Here is a 17,775-nt window from a genome sequence, read left to right on the forward strand (position 1 = left end):
TACTTCATTTGGTTTATGTCTCATTAAATTATATCTTAATAAGTACGAAGTTAATTACTTTTTCTAATTTGCGACCAAAGCCTTAAATCTTAGGTTAAGTTGTCTCGAGCGCTGTCAGTATCTAAGTTATAGTAATATTATTATAATTTACTCAATTTTAGAGAGTTTTGTTTATGTCTACTGCCATTGGTCGTCGCTTACCTTTATTATTACTGGTTGGAATGTTAGTTGCCTTAGTCATTTATTTACAATGGCCTGAAAAGACCTCCAGCAAAGAAAAATATCAACGTGTTGTCGCAGTAAAAACGGTTAAAATCGATTTAGTTGATTTTAACGATTCTGTCGAGGCCATTGGTACTTCAAGGGCGAATGAGCAGGTGTACATTACCAGTAAATATTCAGATGTTGTTGCTGAGGTTTTATTTCAAGATGGCGAAACGGTTAAAAAAGATGACATTTTAGTAAGGCTAAATAGCCAAGAGGAAGCGGCTAAAGTCGAAGAACTTCAGGCTAATCTTGCCGAATCTGTCGCGCAACTCAATCGTTTTCAAGGTTTGTACAAACAAAAAGCCACCGCTAAGTCGCTGGTTGATGAACAAGAAGCAAAAACTAAGGCCATTTCAGCACAACTACTCAGTGCCAGAATAAAGCTAGCTGAACTTACCATTAAAGCACCATTTTCAGGCATTTTAGGCTTTCGCGAAATTAGTCTCGGTGCGTTAATTAATGTTGGCGATGTGATCACCAGTTTAGATGATCTGAGTATTATTAAAGTTGATTTTTCAATTCCAGAGCGTTACTTAACTACCGTAGCGATTGGTCAGCGCATAGAAGCGAGCAATATAGCTTATAAAGACAAAGTATTTGTTGGTAAAGTCACCTCGATAGACTCTCGCATAGACAGTGTTACACGAACCTTAAAAGTACGTGCAAAAATTAACAATGCTGATAATCAGCTACGTGCGGGCATGTTGTTAAATTTGCATGTGGTACGCAAGGTTGAGCAAATATTACAGATACCAGAAAGTGCCATTATTCCGATTGAAGACCAACATTTTGTTTTTGTTGTTGAAGCGGGTAAAGCTATTAAGAAACCCTTAGATATTGGTCGTCGCTACCGTGGTTTTGTTGAGGTCATTGGTGGTCTAGAGGTAGGCACAGAAGTGGTTGTCGAAGGCGCTTTAAAACTACGTGATGGTACTAGTGTCAATACCATAGGGAATAAATCGTGATTTTATCTGACCTGTCAGTTAAGCGACCAGTCTTTGCCACAGTAATCAATTTACTCTTGATCACTTTTGGTATTGTCGCTTTTTTAACCTTACCCCTTCGAGAGTATCCTGATATCGACCCGCCGGTAGTGAGTATTAATACCTCTTATCCTGGCGCGTCTGCTGCCATTGTCGAAAGTAAAATCACGCAAATACTGGAAGATAGAATTAGTGGCATTGAAGGGGTTAAATCCATCAACTCTTCTAGCCGAGTGGGCCGCTCTAATATTTCAATTGAATTTGAATTGGACCGTGATATTGACGCCGCGACAAATGATGTGCGTGACAGAATTTCGCGCGCGTTAAACAACTTACCAGAACAAGCTGAACCGCCTGAGGTGTCTAAGGCAAATGATGATGAAAGTGCCATTGTTTGGTTTGTTTTACAAAGCGAGGTAATGAGTACATTACAGCTAACTGATTACGCCGAACGTTATATTGTTGACAGGTTTTCTGTGGTTGATGGCGTAGCACGTGTGCAAGTGGGTGGCGGTAGAACCTATGCGATGAATGTGGTGTTAAACCGAAAAGCAATGGCCGCTAGAGGCATCACTGTTAATGATATAGAACAAACCTTGCGCGCTGAAAATGTTGAATTACCGGCGGGAGAAGTGGAATCAATCGACCGAGATTTTTCGATTCGTGTTGAACGCAGTTATCTAACCGAAGATGACTTTGCCACTATGGTGGTAGCGCGTAATGATGATAAATCATTGGTCTATCTGGGTGATGTGGCTAAAATTGATTTAGCGGCGGAAGATGAAGAAAACATGTTTCGTGGTAATGGCAAAAACATGGTGGGTTTGGGCATCATTAAACAGTCAAAAGCCAATACCCTCGAAGTAGTCAAAGCGGCGCGAAAAGAGATGATGTCGATTCGTGGTGGCTTGCCAATAGGTACCACGATAACCAATAGCTATGACTCATCAGTGTTTATTCAAGGCTCAATTGACGAAGTATATAGCACACTGGCTATTGCCATGATCATGGTGGTGTTGGTTATATTTTTATTTTTGGGTAACGTTAGAGCAACACTCATTCCAGCCGTTACCGTACCTGTGGCGCTAATTGGCTCCATGATGGTGCTATCGTGGTTTGGTTTTTCAATAAACCTATTGACCCTACTCGCCATGGTACTAGCCATTGGTTTGGTGGTAGATGATGCCATTGTGGTACTGGAAAATATTTACCGCCGTATTGAGCGCGGGCAAACCCCGTTGCTCGCTGCATACGAAGGCGGGCGAGAAGTAGCATTTGCAGTTATTGCGACCACCTTAGTGCTAGTTGCGGTGTTTGTGCCATTAATTTTTTTATCAGGTAATGTCGGACGATTATTCACCGAGTTTGCGATTGCGATTGCGGCAGCGGTTATTTTTTCTAGCTTAACAGCATTATCGTTAACGCCAATGATGTGTTCAAAAATGTTAAAACATAAGGAACGTAGCTCATCGTTTGGTCAAAAGTTGGATCTAGGCTTTGCTAAGTTTGAAGCGGCTTATGGACGTTCGTTAAAAGCCAGTATCCATCAACCTCTTATGATATGTATTGTGATTATTTTGTCGCTATTTGCGGTCTACAGTTTATTTAATCAATTACCTTCAGAGTACACACCAAAAGAAGATCGCGGAAACTTCTTTGTCATGATGCGTGGTGCAGAAGGGGCAAGTTATGAAAATAACGTCAAAAATATGCAGCAAATAGAAGAAGAATTACTCGTGCATCAACAAAGTGGCGAGCTTGACCGAGTGCTTGTGCGTGTGCCCGGTTTTGGTGGTGCGGGTGGTATTGCCATTGTGGGTATGCCCGCTTGGAAAGATCGTATTACAGATACCTTCGATTTTATTAATAAAATAAATGGTCAGCTCGCTAAAGTAACCGATGTTAGAGCGTTTGCCATGATGCGCCGAGGCTTAAGTAGCGGTGGGTCTTCATCACCGGTTGAATTTGTCTTGCAAGGTAACACCTATGAAGAGTTAGCAAAGTGGCGTGATATTATTATTGCTAAAGCGCAAGAAAACCCGAATCTGCAAAGTATTGATAGTGACTACAAAGAAACCTATCCACAACTGCTAGTTAATATTGATCACAACAGAGCCTTCGACTTAGGCGTGTCGGTTGGCGATATCGGCCGCACCCTTGAAACTATGTTGGGTCAACGCCGCGTGACTAACTTTGTTGAGCGCGGTGAAGAGTATTATGTGGTGGTTAAAGGCGAGAAAAATGACTTTTCAAAACCTAAAGACATTGATAATATTTTTGTTCGCTCCACGGTCAGTAATAAATTGGTGCCCTTGTCGAACTTGATCACGATAGAAGAGAGTGCCACATCGTCGCAACTCAATCGTTTCAATCGCCTGCGCAGTGTCACTATTAGTGCCAACTTAGCCACAGGCTATGCCTTGGGTGATGCCTTAGCGTTTTTAAATACGGCGGTTGCTGAACATTTACCTGAACAAGCGCAAGTGGCCTACAAAGGCCAGTCGCAATTATTACAAGAATCAGGTAACTCTATCGCCTTTATTTTTATTTTGGCCTTAGTGATAACCTACCTAGTATTGTCAGCCCAATTTGAGAGTTTCATTCATCCTTTTGTGATTATGTTAACCGTGCCATTAGCCTTAGTTGGCGCTTTAGCAGGCCTGAAATTGATGGGAATGAGCCTAAATATATACAGTCAAATTGGTATTGTGATGTTAATTGGTTTAGCGGCAAAAAATGGTATTTTAATTGTTGAATTTGCCAATCAGTTACGTGACAAAGGCATCGCCTTTGAAGAAGCATTGATCACTGCCGCCACGCAACGTTTAAGACCTATTGTGATGACCACATTCACCACAGTCACCAGTGCTATCCCATTAGTACTTGCGGTGGGGCCTGGCGCTGAAAGTAGAATGGTGATCGGCGTGGTGATCTTCGCGGGTGTATCATTGGCCAGTATTTTTACTTTATTTGTTGTACCTGGGGCTTATTATTGGTTGTGCCGCAATACCGGCTCACCACAAGTGATCACTAAAGAAATTGAGCACCAGCAAGCTCAAGCCGCTATAGAGAAAATGTAGTTATACCAGTTGAGTTATACCCGTTGAATCAAAGCAGTGACCAATGATAAGTAAAGATAAATAGTTAAGAGTCAGGCGCTTGATTAAGCAATCACTGGCTATTGTGATGGTCAGCAAGATAGTTCTTGGTTGTTTAGGCTATTTTAAAAGGATCAATTATTTATTTCAATTGCTACTCAATAGCGCCGGTATCTAAAAGTCCCCATAGCAGTAATGTTATAGGGACTTTTCTACATTTAATGCAGGTTAAGCTTAATAATACTAATCTCACTAATTATCTGATCATTTTTACTGGTTAAAATAACCAACTACTGCGTTATTTAATAATTAGAACAATTAGTTATTAAAATAAATACCTTATATTTGGCCATTTTTCCTGCGTATAGAGTAGACCACCTGATTAATTAAGTTGGTATAACCCAAACACTGAGGTTAAATTACTGCTGACTATTTTTTGTATAAAAACCAGACTTCTTGATTAAAAACTATACTTGGGATATAAATAGGGGAAATAATAAAAATAAATTTGGGAAATATTGATGTTTAAGGTTAATAAAAAACTTTGGTCTTTTAATTTTGGTTGCCTAATTGCGGGGTCATTAATTTGGTTGGTTCAAATCGGTAATTGGGCACCAGTACCCAGCATACTTCACCCTCATACTGATTTTATGCTTGATTATTACCCTGGTGCAGTCACGGCTATTACCGCAAGTATCGTCAGTATATTGTTACTGTTTTTTATGCATAAAGGTTTTAAATTATGTGCGAGTGAACATACGTTTTGGCTATTATTACCAACAATGTGCTTTATTAGCTTAACCTTGTTAATGGGGCAGTTTATGTTTTCAGCCGTTATGTTCGCCGCTATGCCAATATTATTTATCTTAGTGTTTAGTGCTATTATTTTTCGGCTAAAAAATCGTAAACGGGTAGTTATCTAAACTGAACTGAGATTAAGTAGTGGTGTGTGATAAGTATTGAAAGCTAAGCATTTAGAATTAAGTAGTTAGAACTAATTATTTAGAACTAGGCATTTAGAAAGTCGATGTATTAATAAAGGGCAGTTTATCTGCCCTTTATTATGTTAAGTATTAGCGCTTATATGAGTGCGCTACTTGGGACACTGGTTGGACTAATGTGTTCGATAGGGTAACAACCCAGAATTTTAATGAAATTTGTTTGTTCAGTGATTTGACTAATAGCCTCTTGTAAAGCTAAGTGCTTCAAATTAGCTTCTACATCGACATAAAACATTTCTTCCCAAGGTCGGCCTTGAATTGGGCGAGACTCAAGTTTGCACATGTTAATGCCTTTATTTTTCAGTACAAGTAGGCACTCGACTAATGCACCAGGCTTTTGGCCAGTGGCAATAATTAAGGTGGTTTTTGCTGGAATTTGCTCTGCAACCTCAATAGGTTTACGCGCCACTAAAATGAAGCGACTGTGGTTTTCAATTTGATTGGCTATCTGTTTTTCCAACGCCTGAAGTTGGTATAAGTTACCGCCTTCTTCGCTACCAATAACCGCAACACTGTCGTCTTGCAATTGATAGACTTTAGCCATGGCATCAGCCGTACTCTCACAGTATTCAATGCGAATATCACTTTGTTTATCTAAAAAGTTACTACATTGCGCAAATGGCTGACCATGGGCATAAATGGTTTTGATCTTATTAAGTTTGGTATTTACGGCGGTCAGTAAGCAGTGCTCAATAGGTTGGGTTATTTCGCCAACAATCGACAAGTTGGTATGTTGCAGTACGTCATAAACTTCATTAATGCTGCCTGAACTGGTGTTTTCTATTGGCAACATGCCATAGTCAACCGAGCCAGATTCAACTTGCTGCATAATCTCAGCAAAACTTTGACAACCGCTTTCAATAATTTTTGCTGCACGGCGAGAAAAGTAACGATGGCTTGCTAAGTAGCTGTAAGAACCTTTATCACCAAGAAAAGCGACACTGACAGCCGGCTCTTGTATATTTGGATTTGCTAAGGTTTGCAGGTAAGCCTGCTGATTTAGTACTGAATCTTCAATAATGGTTTGAAACACACGGGTCACGTAATGCGCATCTAAACCTAGTTTTTTACCTTGGGTGATCAAGCGGATCAGTAACTCTTGTTCGCGCTGTTGGTCTCGTACTGGACGAATGAGATGAGCTTTGCTTTTTGCAACATTTAAAGTCAGGGCGCGGCGTTCAGCAAATAATGTCAATAGTTGCTGATCGAGTAGGGTAATTTTTTCACGTATTTTATTTAAATCTAATGCTTCGTTCACCGCGTTTTCCTAATAGGTAGTTATGAGTTTATTCGCTTTTATTATCATATTCTGCGAGTTATTTATTACTGTTACTTGTTGCGACCACTAAAAGTAAAAAACCTCCATTAGGTAGGAGGTTTTTTAGTGAATGCCAAAACCTAAAGCGCGCTCAGAGAACTGAGAGAAAGAAAGTGTTAAAGAAAAAGGCTAGTTTTGTCATTTGCATAGCTTTACTTTAGCCACCATCACACCAGAGTACAACCGTTTCTTTATGCCTTTTTTATCTAAAGGGATAAAAAAGGCTTATCAGCAAGAGGTTAGACCAATACACAAGGAAAAACTGAGCTCTAATAACTTAAAACGGATAGCTAATAACTATTATCTGTCAGTTAAATACATTGATAGATAATAGTGAAAGAACTCATGATGCCAACCCCCCATATTAATGAACGTATGACGCCGATATTCATTAAATAGGCAATATTGTAAAGCACTCTGGCAACAATATGGGTAATAGCGAGTTGCTCGATAAAAACGCCGGTGTTTTGTGTCGCGATGGCTAACAAAACGGCGGGGGAAAATATAAGCAAGGATTCAAAGGCATTTTGATGTGCAGCGAAAGCTCTAGCACCAAAGCCGGTTAGCTTAGCTTGTTGATCACGAGGGTGATTGTTGTTGTAACCGCCCATTTTATTCATGGCAATGGCAACTGGAATTTTGGCAATAAAAGGTAATAGGGTGGCGATAAATAAACAAATAATTAAAGTGGTCATTATTGTTCCTTAGTATGTTGATGGGTTGCGTTGCTTTGCTTTGCGAGTAACTGAGTAAGCTAGTAACTGAGTAACGTCAGTGTGTACTTGCTTGGGCCAGGCAAAAAGCTAGATGCCTGACCTTTTATCCAACTTTCATGTCCTAAACCATAATATGGGCTCCAAGGATGACCTGATTGACTAGTAGGCATATGAAAAATGCCACTTTCTTCGTGTCCAGGAGAAACAACCATGCGCTGTGACGCACCAAATGATTGTCCTTGTACTCTTGGCATGTAGCTATCACCGGGTAATTCTACTTCAGGCATATCAAGCCATTGGCCAATAAATGGTACAGCACGACTTAAGGGGTGCTGAATTTTACTGATGTTTTGTTTACCCCAAGTGGCGTTCGCCAGTGTGCTTGATTCGGTCATTTGGCTGAGTGTTGTCTCAAGGCTAGCTTCAAATAAGGCCGGCCAACTTTCATGACTACGCCAGAGAAAGTTCTCGGGTTGCTGATTGATTAATTGCCATAATGGCGTTTCTATTTGGTGACGTATGCTATGAAAACTGTAACTTTTATCAAGCTTGGTCATATTTTCATTGAAAATTTCAAACACTTGCTTTCTGACGGCTAAGCGAAAATTTCTGATCAGGCGATAGGCAACAGAATCTGTGCTTGCTGACAAATGTTCAACATCGATAATTTTCTTCACTTTATACCAGTCATGATGCTTAGCCAACATGGCGTCAGTGAGTACATCAGACAAGATAAATCTTTGCCAACGTAATAAAAATTTAGCGCGGTTATCAAGGGCAATATCGAGTAAGGCTTGTTCATCAAACGATGCTTTAGCCTCGAGGTTTTGTTTTATTTGTGAAGACCGCGCACCTATGGCATAGCCGCCATTACCGACTTTGTTCAACATATCGCCACCAATAACCCGTGAATTTGCTGTCCATAAGCGCGAATTGTCTGGGTTGATGACTTTGGGATACGCTTCAGCGGGTAAAAGTCCTAACCATTTATTTTCACCATTGGCCCAAGATGTCGGTATATCACCAAAATTTGCGCTGCGTTGTGGGATCGGCCCCATGATGGTCCAGCCAATATTACCTTGTTTATCACCCACCATTAAGTTTTGTGCGGGTAAGCCGGCACGAGCCGCAATAGCGAAGGCTTGCTCTACATTGGTAGCGGTTTCAAATTCAACAATAGCCATGTTAACCGCGGCTTTGTCGTGAGCAATCCAACGATAGGCAAGTAAGTCGCCTTGAGCATTTTCACCGATAACAGGCCCCCAAATGGTATCAGTTACCGTTATGTCGACCGCTTCTTGATCTTTTACCGCGATAATTTGTTTACGTTTGATAAAGTCTTGGTAGCCATCTGGCGTTAAGTATTGGCTTTTATCGGCATTGGTTTCAAGAATGATCACATCGCTCCAGTCGCCATAACTGTTGGTAAAGCCCCAAGCAATATGACCGTTACTGCCAATAATCATGTTGGGTGTGCCAGGTAATGTTGCGCCGGTGACTTTTACGGCCGTATTATCGACACTTTGATATTCAAAGGAGGCTCTAAACCAAGTGTTTGGTACCCGAATGCCCAGATGCATATCGTTGGCAACCATAGCGCTGCCGGTTGAACTGATATTACCGGCAATAGCCCAATTGTTTGAACCTGGGAACTCTTCATTTAAAGCTGATTTTTTTTTGGCCAGTGGTGAGGGAATCCTGTCAGCTATTAGCGGATCTAGCGCTTGATGCTTTAGCAAAGCCGCCATACCTTCACTTGAGGCAGAAGGCCAAGCTGCTTTTGGTAATGGCGATGCAGGAAACTCAGTGCCATCTATGGCAGCATCCCAACGACTGCCTTTAGGGTTAAGAAATGCATACACTTCAGAGCTTAAGAGTGAATGCATTAAGCCTAGAGTTCGTTCGCGCTTTCCATCTTGATACTGTAAGTCGATATACATACTGAGTACGGTTAAAATGGTATCTTCTTCTTGCCATTCGACGGGTGCTTGGCGTAGCAGTAAATATTCAAAAGGTGGTGCTTTAAGGTATTTTAAGCCCTGATTTACCCCACGAGTGTAGGCTTTTAGCAGGTCTAAATCTGCGGCTGATAATTGTGACACTATGCGAGTAGCGCGTTCACGAAAACGATGGCGGCGAATGTCACTGTCATAGGCTATTGCGGCATCACCAAATAGGCTGGCAAGTTCGCCAGCTGAATTTCGGCGTAATAAATCCATTTGAAAAAAGCGTTCTTGAGCATGAACAAAGCCTGTGGCGATGGCGATGTCTAAGCGATTATCTGCTTTGATGGTGACAATACCTTGCGAGTCTCGCTCGACGATAGTGCTGGCAGATAAGCCATAGAGTGTTTGCTTACCGTCTAATTGCGGTAAGGCACTGTCGATTTGACTGTATATCCAAGTACTCAAAGTCGCGATAACTAAGAAGAGAATAAATAGTATGCCGATCAGCGTATTCTTTAAATGTTTCATTAGGCTTAGCAAAGTAAACAATTTCGATAGCGTAGAGTACCTTAAAACAAATGAAGTTTGAATCTTGATGATTCGATAAATTCATCCTAACTATAGATTATACTTACATATACACTCATCACATATATACATTTGGTAAAGTCCGATGCTTGGTTGAAATCGCTTTGCTGATTTTATTTGATGTTACACTCAGCCAATTGGTATTCAGATGGTTTACCAAAAAAAGGGTTAGGATGATGGTAGAGATGAAATTAAAATGACGAGTTGCGCAAATAATAATTTTGCCATCATAGTGTTGGCAGCAGGGCAGTCATCTCGTTTAGGTCAGATGAAGCAATTAATTAATATCCACGAACAAAGCTTAATTGAATGGCAATTAGCGCAAGCTTTAAAGGTGACAAGCCAGGTCTATTGCGTTTTAGGTTTTAATGCCAGCCAAGTTCAAGCGCGTATTGACCATCTGCCCATCAAGACTATTATTAATAGTAAGTTCTCAGACGGCATGGCGTCATCGATTGCTGTTGGTGTTGCAGGATTAGCTTCTGATATAACAGCGGTTATGATTGTATTAGTTGACCAATGGCAGTTAACCTCAGCTGATTTGATTCGTCATCAAGGTTATTGGCAAGCTAATCCTCATACTATTGTTGTTGCACAAGACTTAAGGCCAGTTGCGTCAATCGAAAAAGAAAATATTGGCCCGCCGGTGATATTTTCTCAAGACTACTTTACTGAATTAACCCAGTTAACAGGTCAGCAAGGGGCTAAACCTTTGCTAGCGCAATACCAAGATAAATTATTAAAAGTACCACTCGCGCATGCGTTTATTGATATAGATACACCAGAGCAATTAAAATACATGGTTAAAAAGCTTGGCATTAATGCATAACATCACTAGCTAACGCTAGGCTAACCTAGGCAAGGTTCAACAAACTTAAAGGAAATGATTGTATGATCACCTTAACGGTCAATGGAAAAGAACATCAATTTAATGATGATGGCGATATGCCATTGTTGTGGGCATTAAGAGATATTTTAAAATATACCGGTACCAAGTATGGTTGTGGTAAAGGCTTATGTGGCGCTTGTACTGTCCATGTTGATGGCCAACCCATTCGCTCATGTGTTATGCCAGTGTCGGCTATTGCGCAGCAAAAAATCACCACTATTGAAGGACTTTCTGAGCATGGAGAACACCCAGTTCAACAAGCGTGGCAAGCATTAAATGTAGCACAGTGCGGTTATTGTCAGTCAGGACAAATGATGTCAGCGGTAGCATTGTTAGACCGTAAACCTACACCAAACGATGAAGATATTGAACTCGCCATGAGTGGTAATATTTGTCGCTGTGGTACTTATCAACGCATCAAACAAGCGATTCACCTTGCCGCTGACTTGGGCACTGAAGTAAAAGGAAGCGGATCATGAAACATATTGAAAATGTTAGCCGTCGCAGCTTCTTAAAAAAACTCGGTATCAGTTCTACGGCTTTGGTGCTTGGGGTGCAATTACCGTCCATGCTAACTATGCCAAAAGCCTTGGCAGGTGTTATAGCCGCTGATAAATTTTCACCCAATGTTTATGTCCAAATAGGTAGCGACAATATAGTCAGTATTGTGGTGCATAGGTCAGAAATGGGTCAAGGGATCAGAACCAGTATTCCGATGATTGTCGCCGACGAACTCGGCGCTGATTGGCAACAAATAACCGTTGTACAAGGTTTAGGTGATAAAAAATATGGTAGCCAAAATACTGATGGCTCACGCTCGGTAAGACGTTTTTATCAACCCCTGCGAGAAGCTGGCGCAGCGGCACGTATGATGCTGCAACAGGCGGCAGCCAAGCAATGGCAAGTTGATGTGAGTGAAACCGCAGCGCTAAATAGCACTATTGTCCATAAAGAAACGGGTCGAACATTATCTTTTGGCAGCTTAGTTGCCATAGCAAGCACGCTAGCCTTGCCTGCACAATCGGCCTTAATATTAAAAGATAAGAAAGATTTTAATCTTATTGGCAAATCGGATGTGGCTTTAGTTGACGGTGAAAAAATCGCAACAGGTGCTACTACTTACGGTTTTGATGTTGAATTAGACCAGATGCAATATGCTGTTATTGCTAGGCCACCGGTACTGGGGGCAAAGGTTAAATCATTTAATAGCGCGGCGGCAAAAGCCATTGTGGGTGTTATTGATGTAGTGCAATTACCTGATTTAGAAGAGCCTGCGGTATTTAAACCTTTAGGGGGCGTTGCCGTTATTGCTAAAAATACTTGGGCGGCAATGAAAGGTCGAGAAGCATTAGCAATGCAATGGCATGAAAGTGCGCATCAAAGTTACAACAGCGATGATTATAAACAAGCATTAGCAAAAAGCTGTGATAACCCGAGCAAAGTGTTGCGCAGTAAAGGTGATGTAGGTAAAGCATTAATTGCGGCTCAACAAGTGATCACAGCATCCTATTATGTGCCAGAATTAATTCATGTCCCTATGGAGCCACCAGCCGCAGCCGCACATTTTCATGACGGTATTTTTGATATTTGGGCTTGTACTCAAACACCACAGTCAGCGCAAAGTACCGTTGCACAAATTACCGGTATTGCGCCAGAAAATGTCAATATTAATGTCACTTTGTTAGGGGGTGGCTTTGGCCGAAAATCTAAGCCCGACTTTATTGTTGAAGCCGCGATACTCTCTAAACAGTTAAATGTGCCGATTAAAGTGATGTGGACTCGCGAAGATGAAATTCAAAATGGTTATTATCATGCGGTTAGTTATCAAAAGCTTGCGGCCGGTATTGATGAAAATGGCACGGTTACCGCGTGGCAACATCATGTGGCAGAGCCGCCTATTGGCTCAACGTTCAGCCAAGGTGAAGACTTAATTGGCTCAGAAGCTGATTTAGGCTTAATTGATATGCCCTATGATATTGCTAATGTCAGTTGTGCTGCCGGCAAAGCGCCAGCCCATACTCGTATCGGCTGGATGCGTTCAGTCACTAATATCAACCATGTTTTTGCAGTAAGTTCATTTGTTGATGAGCTGGCCCAAGCAAAAGGTTTGGACAGCAAAGACAACTTAATCGCCATGCTAGGCGCAGATCGTAAAATTGACTTCTCGAATGAGCAGGCCAAATACGGAAATTATGGTGAAACACTAGAGAAATTCCCTGTTGACACCGCGCGTATGAAAGCCGTAATAGAAAAAGCCAGTACCATGGCAAAGTGGGGCAGAAAGCTACCTAAAGGCCATGGCCTAGGTATTGCCATGCATCGAAGCTTCGTCAGTTATGTGGCTTGTATTGTTGAAGTATCAGAAAACAGTGACGGGAAAATTAAAGTTAATGACGTTTGGATGGCGGTAGATTGTGGTTTAGCGGTAAACCCTGAACGCATTCGCTCGCAAATGGAAGGCGCGGCTATTTTTGCTTTATCATTAACCTTTTTTAGTGAACTAACCGCGAAAGATGGGGCCATTGAGCAAAATAATTTTGACAGTTATCAAGTAGCTCGAATGGCAGATACCCCAACCACACATGTAGAAATAATTGACAGTGACGCGCCTCCAGGCGGTGTCGGTGAGCCGGGTGTTCCGCCTATTGCCCCTGCTATTTGTAATGCTATTTTTAATGCCACAGGTAAGCGTTATCGAGAATTGCCATTAAAAAAATATGGTATAGTGTAAATACGCATGGTTAGCTAGCTGCAGCGGTTTTAGGCTGTGCTAGCGGCCAATCTAATTTGGTAAATTAACCAGAAAAAAGCAGCAAATTATGCTGCTTTTTTATTGAATGCTGTAAAATGGTAAACGAACTGATAAAATAGTAAAAATCGATATTCAATTGGTATTCTACCATAGGAAAATAGATGGCTTCATTACAAGACCAGTTGCTTAAAGCAGGTTTAACCACCAAGCAAAAAGCACGACAAGCAAATAGTGATAAACGCAAAACAGGCAAGCAAAAACGCAGTGGCGTCAAGGTTGACACTAGTTTACAAGAGCAAGTTAAACAAGAGCTTGAGCTGGCGAAAAAAGACAAGCTAGCCCATGATATCGCCTTGAATAATGAAAGAAAACAAACCTTAGCAGCAAAAGAGCAACAGCAGAGAATTTTACAAATTTTGCAACATCATCAAGTGAGCAATGTTAAAGGCGAAGCAGAATATAATTACACTTTTAATAGCAAAATTAAGAAGTTATTTGTTGATGCTGTCACCCATAAAGCCTTAGTTAATGGCCGTTTAGCCTTATGTGGTGTCAATGATACAACTTATATCGTTACCACCGAAACGGCAGAAAAAGTAGCGAGTTTAGATAAAGCAGTTATTTTGGTGCAAAACACCAAGGTGGCTGATGAAGTTATTGCTGAAGATGACCCTTACGCAGAATTTCAAATTCCTGATGATATGATGTGGTAATAAAATCATGTCATTCTTTTAGTTTATTTACTTAACAGTGAGCACAAACCCTACTATGTTTTTAATTCGTTGGCCGATTGGCCGTTTAATTTTGTTATTAAATTTTATATTTTCTCCCAGTGCGCCAAAACGCTCGCCACAACTACAAAAAGAAGTGGATGCTAGTACGGCACATTTAAGCTTGTATCAATTACCGGCTTGTCCATTTTGTGTGAAAACCCGTCGCGCTATGAAGCGATTAGGCTTAAATATTGAATTACGCAATATAAACCAGCATGAGCAATACCGTGAAGAGTTGATCCGAGAAGGTGGTAAAAGAACCGTACCTTGTTTAAAAATTATCAATGCAGATCAATCAATTACTTGGATGTATGAATCAGGTGAGATTATTAACTATTTAGAGAAATTTTCTCGTTAAGCGCAATATTTAATTAAACATGACTTTTAATTAAATATTGAGCTTTTATTAAGAATTTTTTCACCTCTTTATAGGTCTGTATATTGCAAGTTAATCAGATGGCTATAACTAGATCGATCAGAGGTGAAAATGTTAATTAACACGAAAAAAAACCATCAACTGTCCGAGCAGCAAGTAACAGACGAGTCAGTTTATTATGGTCGACGTGAGCTGTTAAAGAAGCTTGGTTACCTAGGTGCGGGTAGTTTATTAGCACAATCTGCCAGTACGAATGCTGGCGCATTAGACTTTTTCAGTAGTAAAGAAGCCGAGGTGTTTAAGCGTCAAGCCTTAAAGTTTGCGCCAGCAGGCGAGTCTTTACAAATACTCACCCCTGAAGCTAAAATTTCCAGCCATAATAATTTTTATGAATTTGGTACGGGTAAGAGCGATCCCGTTGAAAATGCGCAAGGATTTAAGGTTAACCCTTGGCAACTCAGCATTTCTGGTGAAGTCGATAAACCTTATACCTTAGGTTACGATGATTTATTTAAACACTTTCCCTTAGAAGAACGTATCTATCGTTTACGCTGTGTTGAAGCATGGTCAATGGTTATTCCATGGGTAGGTTTTGGCTTAGCAGAGTTAATTAAAAAAGCAGCACCTAATTCACGAGCAAAATATGTCGCCTTTGAAACTTTATATGATCCAGAGCAGATGCCAGGACAAAAAAGTCGAATGGGCGGAGGTGTACAATACCCCTACGTAGAAGGTTTACGTATTGATGAAGCTATGAATCCGCTAACGTTTATGAGCGTAGGTTTATACGGTAAAACCCTACCCGCGCAAAATGGTGCGCCTATACGATTAGTTGTGCCGTGGAAGTATGGTTTTAAAAGTATTAAATCCATTGTCGGTATACAATTAGTTGAGCATAAACCACCCACAACCTGGAATATACTCGCTGACAGGGAATACGGCTTTTATGCCAATGTTAATCCAGCCGTAGATCATCCGCGTTGGAGTCAGGCAAGTGAGAGACGTATAACCACTGGCGGCTTATTTGCCCGTAATCGTATTGCGACCTTACCATTCAATGGCTATGGTGAGGAGGTTGCTCACTTGTATAAAAATATGGATTTAAGGAAGCACTATTAGTGCAAACTAGGGCAACTGGGGTGAGTAAAGAGGCTTTCAAAACCGTATTTTTACGCAATAGAGTGATGTTACTTAAAATTGCGATTCACTTGCTAGCTTTTTTACCCTTATTTGTCCTGTATTTTTTAGCCTTTACCGAGCAGTTGGGTGCAGACCCTGTAGAGGAGGTTATTCACTTTACCGGTATGGGCGCCTTTAATTTATTACTGATTTCTCTGCTGGTAACACCGGTTGCGAAAAAATATCGCCAAGGCTATTTATTACAAATAAGGCGATTACTGGGTTTGTATAGCTTTACCTATGCGATGTTTCATTTACTGAATTTTTTAGCTTTTGAAGTGCAATTTGATCTTGTGCTATTTTTTGACGAGATTATTGACAGACCTTACATTACGGTGGGTATGGCAGCGCTAATGATACTTTTTTCTTTAGCGCTCACTTCAATAACCGCACTAAGGCGCAAAATGGGTACAAAGTGGCAAAAGTTACACAACGGGGTTTATCTTGCGGTATTACTGATTGCACTACACTTTTTTTGGTCAGTAAAATCTGACATTGTTGAACCCACGATATATTTTACTATGGCTGTATTACTATTAATTTTACGCAAAGATAAAATTAAGCGCTGGTTTAAGTGATTGGCTTTTTAGTCAAAAAAAACGAAGGCATTAGCCTTCATTTTTTATTTTAGATGCGATACCTAAGGGTATTAAATCCTTTGGTCTTAGTCGTCTCGAGCAGTAATTTCAAGCAAGTGATAACCAAATTGAGTCTTAACAGGCCCTTGTACTTCATTCAATGGTGCTGTAAATACCACTTCATCAAACTCTGGCACCATTTGGCCGCGACCGAAAGAGCCTAATGCCCCACCTTGCGCTTTAGAAGGACAGTTTGAATGCGCTTGTGCGATGGCCGTAAAATCTTCACCGGCGACTATTTGTTGCTTTAATGTTAGACATTGCTCTTCAGTATCTACCAATATATGACGTGCTGACGCTTTTGACATTGTGTCTCTCTTATTCATTACTTTAAAAGTTATCGGTGGACTTTAACGTATTTTTTTTGAGAATAGAATAGCCAAAAAGATAAATTATATTACTTAAGGTAAGGGTGGGTATAACCGACAAACTAAATAACCTGATAAATTGAGCGTATATCGCTTGATAATTTAATTGATGATCAACTTCATAGGTTTTGTTACAGGGGAAATTATCAGGGTATTGGCCGACATGACCAGTTATGTTTCTGCATTTTAGCTAGTTATGACTATTTTAAATTATGCTTAATAAAACCTGAGTTAAAAATAGTATTGATAACACTTAGGGTGAGATTTTATTTAATCATTTATGTCGCTTGAGTTATTATAATAACTCAAGTCATTGATCATAATAGTGACTGGATTAAAACTTGCTGCATATGACACTCTTTGGTGTTACTCATGTTATTAGGTACCTTTTAAGCCCATTTTTTTTAAAAAAGTCATCATTAAACACCACTTTGTGAATGATGATTGTAATAAATTAAGGCCAATAAAAGCGGTAAACCATAACCAATTTTGCGAATAGGTTACGGCTAAATAAAGTGAAATTAAAATCATAATACCTGCGATTAGACGAAGTGCTTCATTAAGTGTCATGAGAATATCCTTTTAAGTTTAAGTTTAAGTCAGAATATGTACTTTATTATCTACATTAGAAAAACCTAACATAATTATATTATAAAAATCTAATGTACTTATATTAGGAAGGTGTAATGTATGTATATTAGGTTTTGCTAATGTAAAAAGCAAGGGTAATTAAAAATTAATTTTGATCCGCAAGTTGCATCAAGAGCCAAGCTAATGAGGGCTAAAGCTAGGTGATTAATTTTAATGACTCTTTTTAGTGATCATGCTCAGTGATTATGTCACTGGCTATGGTTTGGTAGGAATTTTAGTGATTAGGTTTAAG

14 protein-coding genes and 1 pseudogene are annotated in these 17,775 nt (G+C 40.2%); 10 read left to right on the top strand and 5 right to left on the bottom strand.

The features are described from left to right. The first annotated feature begins 173 nt into the window (after window positions 1–173). The 3 genes from H4J59_RS12685 to H4J59_RS12695 all read left to right on the top strand — a co-directional run bounded on the left by H4J59_RS12685 (window position 174) and on the right by H4J59_RS12695 (window position 5,271). Window positions 174–1,232, top strand: coding sequence for an efflux RND transporter periplasmic adaptor subunit (locus H4J59_RS12685; RefSeq protein ID WP_182239903.1), 1,059 nt, complete (start codon window positions 174–176; stop codon window positions 1,230–1,232). Continuing rightward, window positions 1,229–4,330, top strand: a complete 3,102-nt coding sequence (locus H4J59_RS12690; protein WP_182239905.1) for an efflux RND transporter permease subunit — start codon at window positions 1,229–1,231, stop codon at window positions 4,328–4,330. Before H4J59_RS12685 ends, H4J59_RS12690 begins: the two co-directional genes overlap by 4 nt. Before the next feature lie 539 nt (window positions 4,331–4,869). Beyond that, on the top strand, window positions 4,870–5,271 hold the full coding sequence (locus tag H4J59_RS12695) for a hypothetical protein (RefSeq protein ID WP_182239907.1): 402 nt from the start codon (window positions 4,870–4,872) through the stop codon (window positions 5,269–5,271). Window positions 5,272–5,431: 160 nt separating this feature from the next. On the opposite strand, the pseudogene pheA reads toward H4J59_RS12695, so the two are convergent. From pheA to H4J59_RS12710, 3 genes and pseudogenes are all read right to left on the bottom strand, one after another. Continuing rightward, window positions 5,432–6,607, bottom strand: a pseudogene (gene pheA / locus H4J59_RS12700) (prephenate dehydratase); the annotation flags it as partial. A 371-nt stretch (window positions 6,608–6,978) separates the two neighbouring features. Beyond that, window positions 6,979–7,362 (bottom strand): MAPEG family protein, encoded by a 384-nt coding sequence (locus H4J59_RS12705; RefSeq protein ID WP_182190062.1) that lies wholly within the window; start codon window positions 7,360–7,362, stop codon window positions 6,979–6,981. Between the two features lie 59 nt (window positions 7,363–7,421). Next, window positions 7,422–9,857, bottom strand: coding sequence for a penicillin acylase family protein (locus H4J59_RS12710; RefSeq protein WP_182239909.1), 2,436 nt, complete (start codon window positions 9,855–9,857; stop codon window positions 7,422–7,424). Between the two features lie 256 nt (window positions 9,858–10,113). Here H4J59_RS12710 and H4J59_RS12715 point away from each other — a divergent pair, with 256 nt between their 5' ends. From H4J59_RS12715 to msrQ, 7 genes are all read left to right on the top strand, one after another. Next, entirely contained in the window at window positions 10,114–10,746 is a 633-nt protein-coding gene (locus H4J59_RS12715; RefSeq protein WP_182239911.1) for an NTP transferase domain-containing protein, read from the top strand. Between the two features lie 62 nt (window positions 10,747–10,808). Next, complete coding sequence (locus H4J59_RS12720; RefSeq protein WP_182239913.1) at window positions 10,809–11,285, top strand: (2Fe-2S)-binding protein; 477 nt, start codon at window positions 10,809–10,811, stop codon at window positions 11,283–11,285. Beyond that, window positions 11,282–13,537, top strand: a complete 2,256-nt coding sequence (locus tag H4J59_RS12725) for a xanthine dehydrogenase family protein molybdopterin-binding subunit (protein ID WP_182239915.1) — start codon at window positions 11,282–11,284, stop codon at window positions 13,535–13,537. The genes H4J59_RS12720 and H4J59_RS12725 overlap by 4 nt, the downstream gene beginning before the upstream one ends. Before the next feature lie 182 nt (window positions 13,538–13,719). Further along, window positions 13,720–14,271: a DUF2058 domain-containing protein gene (locus tag H4J59_RS12730; protein ID WP_182183736.1), complete on the top strand. Its 552-nt coding sequence runs from the start codon at window positions 13,720–13,722 to the stop codon at window positions 14,269–14,271. A gap of 55 nt (window positions 14,272–14,326) precedes the next feature. Further along, window positions 14,327–14,689 (top strand): glutaredoxin, encoded by a 363-nt coding sequence (locus H4J59_RS12735; protein WP_182136013.1) that lies wholly within the window; start codon window positions 14,327–14,329, stop codon window positions 14,687–14,689. Window positions 14,690–14,818: 129 nt separating this feature from the next. Further along, window positions 14,819–15,826: a protein-methionine-sulfoxide reductase catalytic subunit MsrP gene (gene msrP / locus H4J59_RS12740; RefSeq protein WP_182239917.1), complete on the top strand. Its 1,008-nt coding sequence runs from the start codon at window positions 14,819–14,821 to the stop codon at window positions 15,824–15,826. Then, complete coding sequence (msrQ, locus tag H4J59_RS12745) at window positions 15,826–16,464, top strand: protein-methionine-sulfoxide reductase heme-binding subunit MsrQ (protein ID WP_310733189.1); 639 nt, start codon at window positions 15,826–15,828, stop codon at window positions 16,462–16,464. Before msrP ends, msrQ begins: the two co-directional genes overlap by 1 nt. An 86-nt stretch (window positions 16,465–16,550) precedes the next feature. On the opposite strand, the gene H4J59_RS12750 is transcribed toward msrQ, so the two are convergent. Together H4J59_RS12750 and H4J59_RS12755 are read right to left on the bottom strand one after the other, a co-directional pair. After that, a complete protein-coding gene (locus H4J59_RS12750) occupies window positions 16,551–16,850 on the bottom strand; it encodes a peptidylprolyl isomerase (protein ID WP_182239919.1) in 300 nt (99 codons plus the stop codon). A gap of 420 nt (window positions 16,851–17,270) precedes the next feature. Beyond that, a complete protein-coding gene (locus tag H4J59_RS12755; RefSeq protein ID WP_182239921.1) occupies window positions 17,271–17,462 on the bottom strand; it encodes a DUF2892 domain-containing protein in 192 nt (63 codons plus the stop codon). Window positions 17,463–17,775 lie beyond the last annotated feature (313 nt).

Source organism: Colwellia sp. MB02u-10, from assembly GCF_014077185.1.
Lineage (GTDB): Bacteria > Pseudomonadota > Gammaproteobacteria > Enterobacterales > Alteromonadaceae > Cognaticolwellia.